This window comes from Halorubellus sp. JP-L1, from assembly GCF_011440375.1.
Lineage (GTDB): Archaea > Halobacteriota > Halobacteria > Halobacteriales > Natrialbaceae > Halorubellus.
Map to the genome: position 1 here is coordinate 55352 of NZ_JAAOIR010000003.1, position 15958 is coordinate 71309.

Genomic DNA, 15958 nt, shown 5'->3' on the forward strand with positions numbered 1-15958 from the left:
TCGACAGTTCGGGCCAGGGAGGAAATAGTTGGTCGTTCCTCGCACGCGCGAGACGTCCAAGAGTCGGGGTCGGACCGGTGCGTCGTCTACTGGACGTCGTGTCGGCGCACCGTAGCGTCGATTTCCCCGTGGCGTCCACCTCCCCGTGGCGTCCACCTCCCCGTGGCGTCGGCCTCGCTTGCTGATTAGTACTGGACGGTTTCAGCGTCGGAGTCGTACTCAAGGACTCCGCTCCGGTCGAGTTTCGGGAGGTGCTGGTGGTGCAGTGCGACGTCGATGTCGTCGACGAGCGACGCCGCGGGTCGCCCGTCCGACTCCCGGTGGGCGAGTTCGCGGGCGAGCGTCTCTCGATCCATCGGTTCGGACTCGGACGCGAGGATCGCGACGACCCCGCGTCGACGGCGCTCCTTGCGCCGCCGACTCGACGAACCGGCGTCGCCGAGGGGGATTTCGCTGGGATTCTCGCGGTCGTACACCGCGTGGTCCGTGGCGGTCACCTCGCGCGTCGCGTCGTCCACGTCGACCAACCCGGACGCAGCGAGCATCGGCAGGTGGACGTGGTGCAGTCGAACGCGGAGCGATTCGACGTCGTTCGTCCCGGTCGCCTCCGGCGTGGACGCCACGAGCCGTTTCGCCAGGTCCTCCAGCGAGACCGGGGCCGTCGCCTCTGCGAGCACGCGAACGATACGCCGACGGACGCCGTCCGAGAGCGCGTCGATCGTTCGGTTCCTCGTCTCGTCTCCCGGTTGGTCCTGTTTCGTGCTCATCGTACTCCGTCCATGGGGCAGTGGAGCATGAGGTCACTCCCAAATACTTTCAGTGGCATCAATCCGGATTGGAACCGGAGACGAATACGCGAGTGACTCGTCGCAAGTGGGAATTATCGGTCTCGAACTGTTTCGGTGCGGCGGCTCCACTATCCGGTTTCGCTCCGTGGTGAGCCAGCGCTCGCGTGTTCGCTCGCCGCCAGCAGTCGGCCGTCAGTCGCCAGGGCCGACCGCCTCGTCGCCGTCGGCGAACAGTTCGGCGAAGACGTTCCGTTCGGCGGCGCGAAGATGTTGATTGAACGTCGGCGGGGAGACCTCGAGGCGGTCTGCGACCTCCTGCCCGGTACTGTGGCGGGGCCACTCGAAGAGTCCGGCGTAGTACGCCGTCTCGAGGGCGGTGTGTTGCTTCTCGGTCAACGAGGCATGGAGGAGCGACCGGGCAGTGGACGCGTCGTCGACTGTCCGTTCGACGACGCGTTGCGAGCGGACCGTCGCCTCCGGACAGTGACGTTCTACCAGCTCGACCAGCTGGCGCTTGTCCCGCCCTGGCGGGAAGTCGACGACGAACCTGAGACTGCCGTCGGTGATCGTCGCCGACGCGATCTGACCACCGTGGCTCCCGATACTGTCGACGAGGTCGTCGAACGCCGTCGTGACGACCTCGAATCGGTGCGTGCCCGCGTCCGAGGAGAGCACGCGGAGTTCGTCGACGAACGGCGCGTTCGACACGACGTCCCGGAACGTCTCCAGGGGCACGTCGACCGCGCGACCGTACGCGAGGACCCCGCCGTCGGTCCGCACGAGGTCGACGATGGACACGTAGCCGTCGTCGGGCCTCGAGAGGGCCCCGAGGTCGACGCCGAGGTCGTCGACGCCGAACTCGAGTTCGAGTACCGTGTCGCTCACCAGCGCTTCCTTGCGTTCGATCGCCGTGATCGCGTGCCCGATGACCGCACCGAGACGCGAGAGGATCTCGCGTTCGGCGTCCGAGAAGGCGTTCGGTGACGGCGCGTACACGTTCAGCACGCCGTACGTGATACCGTCGTACTCCAGTGGGACCGACGCGCTCGACTTGTAGTCGCGCTCGATCGCTTGCTCGCGCCACGGCTCGTACGCCGGCTCCGTCTGCACGCGCTGGATCGCCTGCACGCTCCCGGTACGGATCGCGCGTCCCGTCGGGCCGTCGGCGGTCTCGTCCCCCTCGACCATGACCGTCACGTCGTCGAGGTAGCCGTCCTCGACGCCGGCCGCCGCACGCGGCGTGATCTCGTCGGTCGGCCTGTCGACCTCGCCGATCCACGCGAACCGGTACGCGTCGGACGCGACGAGCGTCTCGCAGACCGCGCGCTCGAGTTCTTCGCGCGTCGACGTCGTGATCACGGCGTGCGTGACGTCGTGCGTGAGTTCGTTGAGTCGATTCAGTGCTTCGAGCTCCTCGCGGCGTCGCGCGCGCTCGCGGTCCTGTCTGTTCCGCTCCATCGCGTAGTGGATCGAGCGGACGAGCAGGTCGCTTGTCACCTCGTCCTTGACGAGGTAGTCCTGCGCGCCGTGCTGGATCGCCGAGACTCCCACGCCCTCGTCGTTCAACCCGGTGAGTACGACGATCGGGACGAACTCGGTGGCGCCCGTGACGGCCGCGAGGGTCTCCAGTCCCCGCGAGTCCGGGAGTCCGAGGTCGAGGAGGACGACGTCGACGTCGTCCGCCGAGCACCGCTCGACGCCCGCCGCCAGCGTGCTCTCGTGATGGATCCGCGTCTCGCTCGCAGCGTGCTCGCCGGACCCAACCCGCTCGAAGAGCCGTTCGGCGTCCCCCAGCATCTCCTCGATCAGTCGCACGTCGCCCGGGTTGTCCTCGATCAGGAGGACGTCGAGCGTCTCGTCGTTCGTCATGATTCGCCCTCTGGGGGGAGGCGGACGACCGAGAGCCAGAACTCCTGGAAGGACCTGACGATCTCCACGAACTCCATCGGGTCGACGGGCTTGGTGAGGAACGCGTTCGCCTGGAGCTCGTACGACCGCACGACGTCCTCTTCGGCCGACGAGGACGTGAGGACGATCACCGGGAGCGTCTCGAGGTCGGGGTCCGCGCGGATCTCCGCGAGCACCTCGTCGCCGTCCTTCCGCGGCAGGTTGAGGTCGAGGAGGACGATGTCGGGACGGGGAACGTCCGCGTACTCGCCCTGCTGGCGGAGGAACTCGAGCGCCTCGACGCCGTCCCTCGCGACGTGCAGCGTGTTCCGAATCTGGCCCGCTTCGAACGCCTCTCTCGTCAAGCGGACGTCACCGGGGTTGTCCTCGACGAGGAGGATGTCCACCGGGTCCTCTCCACCTCGTCGGTCACTCATCGAGACCACCCGTCGCGGGGAGCGTGAACGTGAACGTCGTCCCCTCCCCGGGCGTGGACTCGAGCCAGATCTCGCCGCCGTGCCGTTCGACGATCCGCTCGGAGAGCGCGAGCCCGATGCCGGTACCCGAGTGCTCCGTGGACGGCTGGAGGCTCTGGAATACCTCGAACACCCGGTCGGCGTCCTCCGGGTCGATACCGACGCCCTCGTCCCGGATCGAGATCGACCACCTCTCGCCGTCGCGGGCCGCGTCGATGCGGACGACGGGTGCCCCCTCGCCACTGTACTCGATGGCGTTGTCGAGCAAGTTCTGGAACAATTGCCGCAACTGGCCGGGGTCGCCGTGGACGACGGGGAGCGACTCCGCCTCGACGTCCGCGTCAGTCTCCTCGATCCGGAACTGCAGGTCCTCCTGGACGTCGTCGAGGACGTCGTTCAGGTCGACGGCCTCGAACGGATCACCGCGCGTATCGACGCGCGAGTACCTCAGGAGGCCGTCGATCATGTTCCGCATGCGGTCCGCGCCGTCGACCGCGAACTCGACGAACTCGACGCCGTCCTCGTCGAGCGCGTCCGCGTACCGGTTCTCGACGAGCTGGAGATAGCTCGACACCATCCGAAGCGGCTCCTGCAGGTCGTGCGACGCCGCGTACGCGAACTGCTCCAAGCGCTCGTTCGACGTTTCGAGCTTCCGCTCGTACTCCCGCCGGTCGGTGATGTCGCGCCCGATACCAGCGAGCACGGACCTCCCGTCGGGGTCCTCGAGCGTCGACGCGACGAACTCGTAGGGGATCAGGTCCCCCTCCTTCGTCAGGATCTCGGCTTCCACCTGGGTCTCGCCGGCGTCGAGCCCCTCGGCGATCGCGGTCGAGATCGCCTCGTGGTCGCGTTCGTCGAAGAACTCCAGCGCGTGCATCGACGCGATCTCCTCGTCCGTGTACCCCGTCACGTCCCGGAGCGACTCGTTCCAGCGCTGGAGCTGTCCGGACTCGTCGAGGAGGTAGAAGAGGTCGTCGATCGCGTTCAGGATGTCGTCCGTGTACTGCTTCTGTCGGTTGAGGCGACCCTGGCGCTCGCGGAGCGCGCGCTCCTGTCTCTTGCGCTCCGAGACGTCTCGGAAGTAGATAGAGAGCCCGGAATCGGAGGGATAGACGGTGAACTCGAGCCACGCGTCGAGGGCTTCGGCGTAGAACTCGAAGGCGACGGACTCCTGGGTCTCCATCGCCTCGCGGAACTTCTCCCAGAAGACGTTGCCCTCGGCGTCGGGGAACACCTCCCAGAGCGTGTGCCCGAGGAGGTCCTCCCTGGACTGCTGCATCAGTTCGGCGGCAGAGTCGTTGAGGTGCGTGAACCGCCACTCCTCGTCCAGGGCGTAGAACGCGTCCGAGATCCGACCGAGTATCTCGCCGAGCTCCGTCTCGAGCTCGGCCTTGCGCTGCTCGAGCTCTCGCTCCCGGTCCCGCAACTCGGTGATATCCTCGCCGGTCGTGATGATCCGTTCGACGTCGCCGTCAGCGTCACGGACGGGTGCGGCGTTCACGCGGAACTGAATCCGGTCGGCGTTCGGCGGTTCGATCACGACCTCCTCGTCGTACACCGGCTCGCCGGTCGCCAGGACGCGAGCCGACGGCGTCTCGGTCGCGTCGAGTGGGTTCCCGTCGTCGTCGAAGAGCGTCCACGCCTCCGGCTGTTCCGGTTCGTCGAGGATTTCGTCCTCCGTGAGTCCGAGCGCGTCCTGGGCGTGCTGGTTCGCCAAAATCGTGTCCCCGTCGGCGTCCTGGACGGCGATGGCGATCGGCGCCGTCCGCAGCAGTTTCTCGGTCTGGTTCGACTCCCGACGGAGACGGCGTTCGCGTTCCTTCCGGTCCGTGACGTCGTCGGCGGACATGACGACTCGCTCCACCTCGGACCCGCCTTCATCGAGCGGCGCCGCGTTGATCGAGAACCACCGTCGGTCGCCGTCCGCCACGTCGACCTGGCACTCGAAGTGCTGGACCGACTCACCGGTCTCGACGACCCGCGTCCACGGCCAATCCGTGACAGGGATCGAGTCGCCGTCCTCGTCGTACAGGTCCCACGAACCGGCGTCGAACGCGTCGAAGTCCGCGGGTTCGACGTCCAAGAGGTCCCGGACGCCTCCGTTCGCGCGAACGAGCTCGCCGTCCTCACTGAGCACGAGGACGTTCACGGGGACGGTCTCGAGGACCTGTTCCGTGAAGTCGCGCTCCTCGTGGAGTTCCTGCTCGTACTCGCGCTGTTCGGTCATGTCGCGCGTGACCTTCGTGAACCCTCGCAGCGCCCCGTCCTCGTCCCGGATCGCCGTGATGGTGACGTTCGCCCAGAACCGCGTCCCGTCCTCGCGCACTCGCCACCCCTCGTCCTCGTATCGCCCATGCTCGGCTGCCCGCTCGAGGTTGCGCGCCGGGACGCCCGCGTCGACGTCCGCGTCCGTGTAGAACGCCCGGTAATGCTCGCCGACGATCTCGTCCTCGGTGTATCCCTTGAGGCGCGCCGCGCCGTCGTTCCAGCTTCGAACGAAGCCGTCCGGGTCGAGCATGAAGATCGCGTAATCCTTGACCGCTCGAATGAACGCCCCGAACTCCTCTCGGCCGGTTTCCTGGTGGACTGTTGTTCCCTGGTCGCCGTCGATTACTTGGTCGCCGTCGGTTTCGTCCGTCCACCAGACGCGGTGTCGGTCGTCTATTCGTCGCGTTCGAACCACACCGCGATCGGCGAGTGTCGTCAGGTTGGTCCTGGCCGTCTCGAACTCGCAGTCGAGTCGGGCCGCGACTTCGTCGGTCGAGAGTGGCGTGCAGGGGGGTTCGAGACGCGCGAACACGCGCTCGGTCTCTTCCGGCGATACCTCGGAAGTAGACCCTGATGGTTCCATTACGTGAGGGAGGAGCGGGGCAAGTAAACGATTGACGGTGACTTGGAGTTTACCGATAGTTTGCAGGATACAGACGCTCCCTGTTTCGTCCTCACCAGATCACGAAGAGGAAAACGAGACCGTTCACTCGCGTGTGGGGCGCGCCAGGTAGGTGACGAATAATTCTCGGCGGTCAACGGCCGAATTCTCGTGAAAAAGGCGACTGGTGCGGGCGTGGACGAGGACTCCCCGGCGATCAGTTCTCGAATCGCCGGTCGCGCTACTCTTCGGTCCAGTCCTCTCGACACTCGGGACCGCAGAACGCGAGGATCTGGAACTCGTCGTCACTCGTGTACTGCGTGGCGACCGGATGCCAGTCGGACGGGTCGATCTCGCGCCCGCACGAGGCACACCGCTCGGTATCCACCAGCCCGTCGTCGGGACGGTGGCGACGATCCGAGTCGATCTCGCGCTCCGTCATCCCACCCTCGACTGGACTGCACGCGCGTCCTCGAACCGCGAACGAGAGCGCCTCAATCTACCGACCCGGGACTGTCCGCCTGCGTCTCGACGCCCGGGCCCGGCGCGATCGCTGTCGCGGTCCCGGAGCGTCGCGTGACGTCGATCGACCCGTCAGCGGAGACGACGACGTCACAGCCCTCCATCACGAAGCGGACCTCCGCACCCCGCTGGTCCCCCACCCCGTCGTTCCGCTCGAAGAGCGCGTCGAGGTGATCGGGGTCGACGACGTCGTAGAGCGGTTCGAGATCGAGCGGGTCGGTTCCGGTGACGTCGGCCACTCGGTCGACGACGCGCATACTCACGGGGTCCTCGTCGCCTACAGTGGGGCCGGGTACTGAATTGGAAGTCGGAATCATCGTGTGCATTGCATCGAAGTACCCCATCCGGGATAGACGTGCTTCGTATCCACCTACAGCGAGCGACGCGGCGAGCGTATACTGATACGCACCGCGTTCCGCCGCGAGAACTCACCGCGACTCCGCATCGCCGAACAGCAACGAGAACAGCGTCTCCTCTGCGGTCCGAATGTGGCGACTCACAGTCGGCTGGGAGACGTCCAGGAGTTCGGCGACGTCACGCGCCGAACTCGCGCGCGGTTGCTCGAAGAACCCCGCGAAGTACGCCGTCCTGAGGACTTCCTCCTGGCGCCCCGTCAACTGGTCGAGATACGCCTGCCCCAGTCCCTCGCTCGACCGAACCGGGACGTCCACCTCGCGCCGCGCGACCAGCTCCACGGTATCGAACCGATCCCTGAACAGTTCGACGAAATCACGCGGCGACGCCGCCTTCGACGTCCGGATCGTTACCCGTGCTTCCTTCGGGGACGCACGGAGGTTCGTCGGAACGGCACCCCGGTCGAGGAGTCCCGCGAGGAACGACCCGGGGCGCAGGGACGCCTCGACGACGACTTGGTTGTCGCGTTCCCGAATTACGGACAGGTCGGAGATCGCCGAGTATTGGTCGGCGAACGCTCGAACTTGCTGGACGGAAGCGCCCTCGACCGCGCCGACGACGACGATGCCGGACTCCGACCCCGCGGAGACGTCCTCCAGCGCGAACTCGGCATCGTACTCGGCGAGGAACCCGAGCAACGGATAGTCGTCGTCCCGGATCGCGAACTGGAGTTCGACCGACTCCTCGGAAACCAGCGCGTCGTAGCGCTCGCGAGCGTTCAGCGCGAACCCGACCATCTCCCCCAGCTCGGACAGGACGCCTTCCTCCATCTCGCTGAACACCCCCGGCTCGTTCGCGTAGAGGTTCAGGAGGCCGTACACGGAGTCGTTGTACGCGACCGGGACCGAGATGCTCGCTCGATACTCCCGCTGCATGGCCTCCTGGCGCCACGGCTCGAACGGCGGGTCCGCCTGCAGGTCGTTCTGTACCTGTGGTTCGCGAGTCCGGAACGCTCGCCCCGCCGGCCCCTGGCCGTTCTCGCTCGAGTCCGCCGTGACGGTCACGGCATCCAGGTAGCCTTCTTCGACGCCTGCCCACGCAACCGGCTCGATCTCGTCCGTCTCGATGTCCCGTTCGCCGAACCAGACGAACCGGTACGGGTCGCTCTCGGCCAGCCGGTCGCAGACAACCCGCTTGATCTCCTCGCTCGAATCCGCATCCAGCAACGATCGAGTGAGCGCGCGGATCTGGTCGTTCACGCGCTGCACGCGCTCGAGTTGCTCGTTCTTCGACTCGAGGTCGGCCGTGCGTTCGCGCAGCGAGACCTCGCGATCGAGTCGTTCGAACGCCGACGCGACGTTCCGGACGAGAATGGACGTGAGCGCGATCCTCGACTCGTCGAACTCGCCCGGTTCGGTCTCTCCACAGATCAGGACGCCGTGGCCGCCGATCGGAAACACGGCGGCGCTGGATAGCAGCGTGTCCTCGGCCGCGACCTCCGTCTCCGATTCGACGTTCGCGTACACGCGATGTTCGTTCTCCACGAACGCTTGCCACGCGAGATCGTGCGCGTCGTCGAACAGCGAATCGTCGTCGGCCAGCGAATCGTCGTCGGCCAGCGAATCGTCGTCGGCCAGCGAGTCGTCACCGGCGAGTTCCGTGCCGCTCCAGGAGCGCGCAGCCGGTTCCAGCGTCCCCGTCTCGCACTCGTACAGGTCGATCGCCGCGATCGAATAGTCGAGGATGTCGCTCGTCGCCACGACGGCCTGCTCGCAGCACTCCTGAAACGTCTCCACGTTCGAGAGTTCGCTGCCAAGTCCATTGAGCCGCTCCAGCCGGTCGATCTGGCGCCTCTTGTCGGAGGCGTTCCGGATGACACCGGTCATGTATCGGTCGCCGTCGAGCGCGAACTCGTTGAACGAGATCTCTAACGGCACCCGATGTCCGTCCCTGTGCTCGCCGGGTAATTCGACGTGATCCCAGTCGAGTCGGCGCGTCCCAGTCTCGAGGTATCGGTCCATCGCCTCGAAATGGCTGTCGACGTACTCGTCGGGCATGAGTACCGTGAGCGGTTCGCCCCGGAGATCGTCCGGGGCGTAGCCGAGGATCGATTCGATCGACTGATTCACGTACTGGATGCGGCTCTTCGTATCGATGGTGACGAACGCGTCGGACGTGGTCGCTGCCAGTGCCTCGAGATGGGCGGCAGCCTCCGAATCGTCGATGTTCATGTGGAGAGCAGAGGTGGCGAGCGGATATCGAGAGAACGCGGAAGCGGTCGAACCCACTACCGTCGTCAACTTCGAGATGCCCAACCTCGTTTACTGATGTGGTCTTCGGACTCTCGCCAGTTGAGGACGTGGCCTAACATCTACAGAACGTGCTTCTCCACCAATGGTTTGCTCCCCTCTCCGGCGTCCTCCTGATGTCGGCAGCAAAACCCGCCCTCACTCGGAGACGGAACCGTAGCCCGCGTCGAGATTACTCGACCGGGACGGGTACCCTGCGGTTGCCACGACCCCCACACCACCCGTTCCGTTGTTTACTCGCCGGACATCCAATCTGGTGTGGTTTTTCCGTGGTCTGAGATCAGACACCAACTCGGCGTCGGTAGGAGTTGTCTCACTCTGGAACGGTTCGTGCGTCTCGATTCGTCGTCGGTGAGAGAGACTCCTGAGAGAGCGGTATGGTGGCGAGCAGCTTGACGGAGCAGGGTCGATTGATGACCCACCGTCGAAAGAACTGCGCGGACGAACCGCCCGTGTTACCGATCGACGAAGGGGGCACGACCCTCGAGGAGAACAGCGGAAGTCGTGGTGTCGGGTGGGAGTGATATCGGACCAGTGGGCGAATTTTGGTCGCTGAGGAATTGGAGAGGCGGAATGGGGTTTGATGCGTTGGTGGGACTCTCCCACCCCACTGGTTCCGTTGTTATGGTGATGGAACGGGGGTGGGGGGACCCACCCCCAGTTCCAAATCCGACTACGGCAGACTACGGATTAGTTTTGGATAGATTGTATTAAGGTTTGGGTTATAGTTGGGTTAGAACTCGTCGTAGTTATTTCAACTAGAATATCTATTGCTTGTTCGACTGGGATTGGTAGTAGCAATGTGAGAAGAGAGAAGGAAACCAAAGCCCTGCGGAGGGACAGACCCCACCCTGCTCACCTCGAGAACAGCGGAAGTAGTGGGGTGGGGGTGTCCCGAACGGTGCTGGACGCCGGGAGATTCTGGAGGTAACGTCCGAACGCGACGACGATCGGGGCGTCCTGGTCTGGCGGACCCGGTCGCATCGAGGCGGGACGGGATGAGTCGAGAAGAGCGAAGAGACGGAAGTAGCAGCGGAAGCGATGGACTGGGGTGGTTATCCGTGGTTCACGTCAGGCGGTGAACTGCGACAGGTCCATGACGACTCGACCCCCACCCACCTCATCCCGAAAACAACGGAACCAGTGGGGTGGGTGGGTAGTGGGTTCTCCCAGCCTCCCCGTCGCGGGCGAGCGTTCGAACGTCGCGAGCCAGCGGTCAGAGCACGTCCATGTCGAGTTCGAGGAGTTCGCTGACGCCGGCGCGAACGATGTCCGCGTCGTGGTTCAGTTGCTGTTCCGTGAACTTCCCGCCGTCGCGACCGCGGTTCGTCTCCGTTCGCTCGATGATCCCGAGCTGGGCGAGCGACGCGAGGTGGTCGCGGACCGACCGGAGCGAGACGGGATCGTCGCCCTGCTGGCGGCAGACGTCCTGGTACACGGGGACGACGTCGCGCGTCCGCGCGGGCGTCTCGTCACGTTCTTCGAGGACGACGAGCGCGTAGAGCGCGTACTGGCCGTGCGGGGAGAGCGTCGAGATCCCCTCCTCGACCTGATTCTTCTTGAGTCGGTTCTTCGCGCGCCGCACGTGCTGTTCGGTGACGTGCTCGGCGTCGTCCTGTCGCGCGAGGTCGCCGGCCATCAGGAGCAGGTCGAGCGCTTGCCGGGCGTCCCCCGAGTCGCGTGCGCCGTACGCGGCACAGAGCGGGACGACCTCGTCCGCGAGCGTGTTCTCGTGGAACGCGACGGTCTCGCGCTGGCGGAGGACCTCCTGGAGTTCCGTGGCGTTGTACGCCGAGAAGTTCACTTCGCGTTCGCAGAGTGACGACCGAACCTTCGACGAGAGGTTCTCGCGGAACGAGAGGTCGTTGGAGATCCCGATGACGCCGAGGTCGACGTCGTCGATCACGCCGTTGTCGCGAGCGCGCGAGAGCTGGTAGAGGATGGAGTCGTCGTTGATGTGGTCGACCTCGTCGAGCACGACGATGACGGTTCCCTGGCGGTTCTCGAGTTCGTCCCAGAGCGCGTTGTAGACCGCGGATTGGGGATACCCCGTCGTCGACATCTCTTTGCCGGCGTCCCGCATCCGGTTGACGAGTTCGACGGCGGTCTGGTAGCTCGTGTTCAGGCCGTCGCAGTTCACGTCGATCGTGGTGAGGTCGACGTCGGGGACGTCGCGAACGTCGCGTTCGAGGCGGTCCAGCAAGAACCGGGTCGCGGCGGTCTTCCCGACGCCGCTCTTCCCGTAGATGAAGATGTTGGAGGGGTTCTCGCCGTTGATGACGGGCTGGAGGGCGGCGTGGAACTCGGTGAGTTCCTCGTCGCGCCCGACGAGTTCGTCGGGCGTGTATTGCTCCGTCAGCGCGTCCCGGTTCTGGAAGACGCGCGTGTCCTGCTCGAAACTGAAGTCCGCCATGCTGTGACAATCAGATGGATCCCACATAAACACTTCGACCAGGGGTTCCGATGTTTCCTGTGAAGCCGATGGTGATAAAACCCCGACGACCACCCCTCCCCAATACTTCCGCTGCTAATCGCTTGCGGGCGCCGCCCTCGACCCGCCATCTGTACCCCTGCATCGCGAACTTCTCACACCGAGATTCGGTAAAATCGGTCTTCTCGCCACACCACCACTTCCGGTCAACTACCCCGCCCTACTCGCGCTGACGCGCTCGGTGAGGACGGGGCTTGTCCATGAACTCGGCCTCGAACCCTTCCGGGTGGGCGGTGAATCCGTCGCTCGGCGTCACTGTTCCAGACTTCAGGGCAAGCTGACTGTCGCCCGCCCGCCGAGACGACTGTTGGCCTCGACGGACATACCGCATCCCGATGTTCTTCGCCGCGTTGTAGTCCGCGTTCGCTTCTGCCTCGCAGTTCACGCACCGGAAGTCGTTTCGAGTCGGGCGATTCTCATCCGCCGTGAACCCACACTCGGCGCACCGCTGAGACGTGTACGCCGAACCGACTTCCTTCACCGAGATACCCTCTGCCTCGGCTTTGTACGCTACTTGCTCGTAGAGCGTTCTGAACGCCCACTTGTGCCCCCACGACGCACCCGTTCGGTCGCGGATATCAGTCAAGTCCTCGAACGCGATTACGTCGCAATCGTATCGGAGTGCTTCGTCTACGATGGCGTTGGACGCTTGGTGGAGTACGTCGCGGACGTAGCGAAGTTCACGGCCACTCGACCGTTCGAGCGTCCGGTGGGCGCTTCGCGTCCCGGTCTGTTGAAGTCCGGCACGCACCTTCTCGAACTCGCGGAGGTCGTGGGTTAGCTCTCGCCCGCTGAGGAAGTACGCCGTACTGGTGACGGCGAGGTTTTCGATACCGAGGTCGACCCCGAGGACCGTTCCGTCCTCGGCGGTGTTTCGCTCGGCGTCGGTTTTGGATCGGCGGAATCCAATATGCAAGAAGTACTCGCCGTCACGGGCGGTGAGGGTGCTTTCCATGACGCTCCACGTGTCCGAGTCGAGGTACTTGTGTTGGTAGCCATCGTCGGCGTCGGGCAGCGCAAGGTCACATCGGACGCGACTCTCCGTGGTGGAGAGGGACACCGTGTCGTCGTCGAACAGCGTCATGGTCCGCGTATCGTATTTCACGGTCGGTGCGGTGAAGGTTGGCTTGCTCACCGCCTTGCCTTTTGACCGGCGTTCGAGACAGCCGGTGATGGCTTGGGCGGCTTGGTGGGTGGCGAGAATCGCGTGCTGACTACCGAGGTCGGTGTGTTCGCGCACGCCGTCGTAGGCGAGGGGCTGGACGTCGCTCTTGGCGTTGCACGTGCCCCACGCCATGTCGGTGGCGAGTTGGCACCCACGCTTCCACTCGGAGATGGTCTCTTCGAGGAGGTCGCGTTCCTCGTCCGTAGCTTCGAGACGAGTGATCGCCGTCCGACGCACGTAGTCGTCTGCCACGTATTCAATGTAGATATGAGGCTACTTATATTTAGGTGTTTGCAGTCACTACAAATGCGCTCCTCCCCTCCCTGCTCGCTCCCGCTGGTCGCTCCTTGCGGAAGGGACTCCGCGCTTCCGCTTCAGTTGAAAAAATCGTCAGACGCACTCGGTTGCAGCTACCCACCCATGCCCTTCGCAGGAACTCCCCCGTGATCGGGGAATCCGCGACGGCATCGCGCACCGCCCACGCCAGTTACCCCACGTTCGAAATCCGACTGTGTGGGGTAACTACGGATTTTACGTTCCGTCACAGCGCAACGGGCACCTTCCCGCGCGGACGAAAGCAAAACTACGGTCATCGAGTCCAGGGTGCGTCGTCGGGGTCGATCTGTCGCTCGGTTCGTTCGATGGCGTCGATGCGCGCGACGTCCTCGTCGTCGAGTTCGAGTTCGCGAGCCGCGTAGTTCTCCTCGATGTGCGCGGCCGAGGACGATCGTGGGATTGCGGTGACCGCTTTCGCGCGGAGCCACGCGAGACTCACCTGCGCTGGCGTTGCATCGTGCTTCGCTGCGATATCGACGAGTTCCGGAACGTCGAAGACTGCGCCCTTCGCGAGCGGCGAGTAGGCGACCAACTCGTGGTCGTGTTCATCAGCGTACGCTCGGAGTTCGTCCTGCTGGAGGAGCGGATGGCACTCGACCTGGTGTGCGAAGATCGACGCGTCGAGGTGATCGCGTGCCTCGTCGAGCATGCTGGGCGTGAAGTTCGAGAGTCCGACGTGACGGACGACGCCGTCGTCGTGGAGTTCGTCGAACGCCCGGAGCGTCTCCTCGGGGTCGTACGCCTCGATCGGCCAGTGCACGTAGAGGAGGTCGACGACGTCGACGCCGAGGCGCTCGCGGCACCGATCGAACTGATCGAGGACGTCGTCGTACGCGAGGTTCCGGGGGAGGATCTTCGTGGCGAGGAAGACGTCGTCGCGGTCGACGGTCGACGCCTGGATGCCGTCGCCGACGGCGCCCTGGTTCTCGTACATCTGTGCGGTGTCGACGTGCCGATAGCCGACGTCGAGCGCGTGCCGAACGCTCTCTTCGCACGTGCCTGGTTCGAGGCCCGCCGTACCGATGCCGAGGTCGGGGATAGTGTCACGGGTCATGATGGGAGTCGCTCGCTCTCGGGGGAACGACTGTCAGAACCGTCGTCTCCAACGAGTGTAGCGATACCGACTCCATCACCGGTCCTGTCTCCGATTCGAGTCCTCGGTCCATCGGGTCCGTCGGATTTTTTATAGGTGGTCCCTGCATCTCGTACATGACTGATGGCTCGGAGTCCGACGGGTCGACGTCCACCGTCGACGACGAGACCGGTGGCATCGGGAGCGTCCTGTACGCTGGCGTTCTCCTGGGAATCGGCTTCCTCTTCCTGGTCGATTCGACCACGCATCTTTCGTACCTGTACGAGGGCATCGTGATCTCTCCGATCGGCGGCTGGGTCCGGATACTGATCACGTCGATACTTGGCTCGACGTTTGTCGTCGCGTCACTCTCTGTCGTCCTCGATAGCACCTAGCCGTCGTTCGGCCTGGGATGCGCTCGTAGGTTTTTCGTCGTTCGGACGGGATCGAGGTCGGCAGCGTACTCGTCGAAGTGAGCGGGTGCTCAACCCATCTCCTGCGTGGTGACGGCGACGACGTACACTGGGACGGATTGCGTGCTCGTCTGGTCGGCGAGGTGGATGGTTCCGCGAATCGTCTCCGGGGTGACGGCGATCGTCTCGGGTTTCGACATGGGTGGTTCCGAGATGACGTTGCCGTCTTCGTCGAGTCGCGTCTCGAGATGGACGGTCAGCCGGAACGGGAGCTCGTCGGTGGGTGCCGAGAGTGCGACGGGGACGTGCTCGCTGTTCGGGAACTCATCGGCGAAACGATCTTTGAGGGCGCTCGCGCCGAAGCTCGCGGTCTCGATGGTCGCCCATTCGTCGAACGACTGGTATCCGTACCCGCTCACGTCTCCGCCCGACCTGTACTTCGGGTACTTGACGGTGTCGTTGCTGGGGACGTACTCGTGCTGTTCTCCGGTGACGGTTCGCTCTATGGGCAGGACGTCCGCGGTGCCGCGGACCGGCCGAGGTTCGGCATCGCTTCGGGTCTCGTTCGAGGCATTTCGTGCGTCATCGTCGGGTGTCGTGGTCGTCGAAGTGGTCGATGCGACCCCAGATTCCCCCGGCGTTCTCGTGAGGCATCCGGTGGCGAGTGCGACCGCTGGCAGGCTGGCGAGGAGCGTTCGCCTGGAGGGCATACGTCCTTGTTCTGTCGTGTCGGTTATAACGATTGTTTCGCGGGGGTGCCCGCCTGCGGGTTCGCGGTACGTGACCGGTGCGACAGCATCCGGGCCGCTTCCGCTGCTGCGGTTCGAGCCCGGTTCCGCTGCTACGGTTCGATGTTGAATCCGCGTTCGCGGAGGAGGTCTCGGACGCGGTCGGCGTGGTCGCCCTGGAGTTCGATGCGGTCGTCTTTGGCGGTGCCGCCGGTCCCGAGGGCGGACTTCAGTTCGCTCGCGAGCGCGCGGACGTCGGTGCCGGACTGGAATCCGTCGACGACGACCATCTTCTTGCCGTACCGGCGTTCTTCGGTGCTCACCGAGAGTTCCTGGCTGGCGCGGTCGAGGTCTTCGGTCGGATCGTCGGGGATGTCGAGGTCGTCGAACGGGTCGTCGCTCATGGTTAGCTAGAAGTATGCACGCTGGGCTGAAGAGTGTTCCCAGCGGGAGGTCGATGCCGGTCGCGAGGGCGGTCGCTGCTATGACTTGCAATTGCCGTTTGCAACGGCCGTTGCAAACGGTTGTAACGGGGACTGTGCAGTGGT

The 15958-nt window shown here is 64.8% G+C and carries 13 protein-coding genes; 1 reads left to right on the top strand and 12 read right to left on the bottom strand.

The window, feature by feature from the left end; all coding sequences use genetic code 11:
- Positions 1-185: 185 nt before the first annotated feature.
- The 10 genes from G9C85_RS14080 to G9C85_RS14125 form a co-directional block, all read right to left on the bottom strand.
- Positions 186-767, bottom strand: coding sequence for a hypothetical protein (locus tag G9C85_RS14080; protein WP_166041111.1), 582 nt, complete (start codon positions 765-767; stop codon positions 186-188).
- Between the two features lie 213 nt (positions 768-980).
- Positions 981-2657 carry a bacterio-opsin activator domain-containing protein gene (locus tag G9C85_RS14085; RefSeq protein WP_166041114.1) on the bottom strand — a complete coding sequence of 559 codons (1677 nt, stop codon included), beginning with the start codon at positions 2655-2657 and terminating at the stop codon, positions 981-983.
- Positions 2654-3112 (bottom strand): response regulator, encoded by a 459-nt coding sequence (locus tag G9C85_RS14090; RefSeq protein ID WP_166041116.1) that lies wholly within the window; start codon positions 3110-3112, stop codon positions 2654-2656. Before G9C85_RS14090 ends, G9C85_RS14085 begins: the two co-directional genes overlap by 4 nt.
- A complete protein-coding gene (locus G9C85_RS14095) occupies positions 3105-6002 on the bottom strand; it encodes a PAS domain-containing protein (protein WP_205254370.1) in 2898 nt (965 codons plus the stop codon). Before G9C85_RS14095 ends, G9C85_RS14090 begins: the two co-directional genes overlap by 8 nt.
- A 259-nt stretch (positions 6003-6261) precedes the next feature.
- Positions 6262-6462: a hypothetical protein gene (locus G9C85_RS14100; protein WP_166041118.1), complete on the bottom strand. Its 201-nt coding sequence runs from the start codon at positions 6460-6462 to the stop codon at positions 6262-6264.
- A gap of 52 nt (positions 6463-6514) precedes the next feature.
- A complete protein-coding gene (locus G9C85_RS14105) occupies positions 6515-6859 on the bottom strand; it encodes a HalOD1 output domain-containing protein (RefSeq protein ID WP_166041120.1) in 345 nt (114 codons plus the stop codon).
- Between the two features lie 111 nt (positions 6860-6970).
- A complete protein-coding gene (locus G9C85_RS14110) occupies positions 6971-9127 on the bottom strand; it encodes a bacterio-opsin activator domain-containing protein (protein WP_166041123.1) in 2157 nt (718 codons plus the stop codon).
- A 1294-nt stretch (positions 9128-10421) separates the two neighbouring features.
- Positions 10422-11618 (bottom strand): orc1/cdc6 family replication initiation protein, encoded by a 1197-nt coding sequence (locus G9C85_RS14115; RefSeq protein ID WP_166041124.1) that lies wholly within the window; start codon positions 11616-11618, stop codon positions 10422-10424.
- A gap of 238 nt (positions 11619-11856) precedes the next feature.
- Complete coding sequence (locus tag G9C85_RS14120; RefSeq protein ID WP_166041126.1) at positions 11857-13113, bottom strand: RNA-guided endonuclease TnpB family protein; 1257 nt, start codon at positions 13111-13113, stop codon at positions 11857-11859.
- 337 nt (positions 13114-13450) lie between these two features.
- Positions 13451-14251, bottom strand: a complete 801-nt coding sequence (locus G9C85_RS14125; protein WP_166041128.1) for an aldo/keto reductase — start codon at positions 14249-14251, stop codon at positions 13451-13453.
- 155 nt (positions 14252-14406) lie between these two features.
- On the opposite strand from G9C85_RS14125, the gene G9C85_RS14130 reads away from it, so the two are divergent.
- Positions 14407-14664: a hypothetical protein gene (locus G9C85_RS14130; RefSeq protein WP_166041130.1), complete on the top strand. Its 258-nt coding sequence runs from the start codon at positions 14407-14409 to the stop codon at positions 14662-14664.
- Positions 14665-14753: 89 nt separating this feature from the next.
- Here G9C85_RS14130 and G9C85_RS14135 read toward each other — a convergent pair whose 3' ends face one another.
- Together G9C85_RS14135 and G9C85_RS14140 are read right to left on the bottom strand one after the other, a co-directional pair.
- Positions 14754-15392 carry a hypothetical protein gene (locus G9C85_RS14135; protein ID WP_166041132.1) on the bottom strand — a complete coding sequence of 213 codons (639 nt, stop codon included), beginning with the start codon at positions 15390-15392 and terminating at the stop codon, positions 14754-14756.
- A gap of 131 nt (positions 15393-15523) precedes the next feature.
- Positions 15524-15814: a translation initiation factor gene (locus G9C85_RS14140; RefSeq protein ID WP_166041134.1), complete on the bottom strand. Its 291-nt coding sequence runs from the start codon at positions 15812-15814 to the stop codon at positions 15524-15526.
- Between the last annotated feature and the right edge of the window lie 144 nt (positions 15815-15958).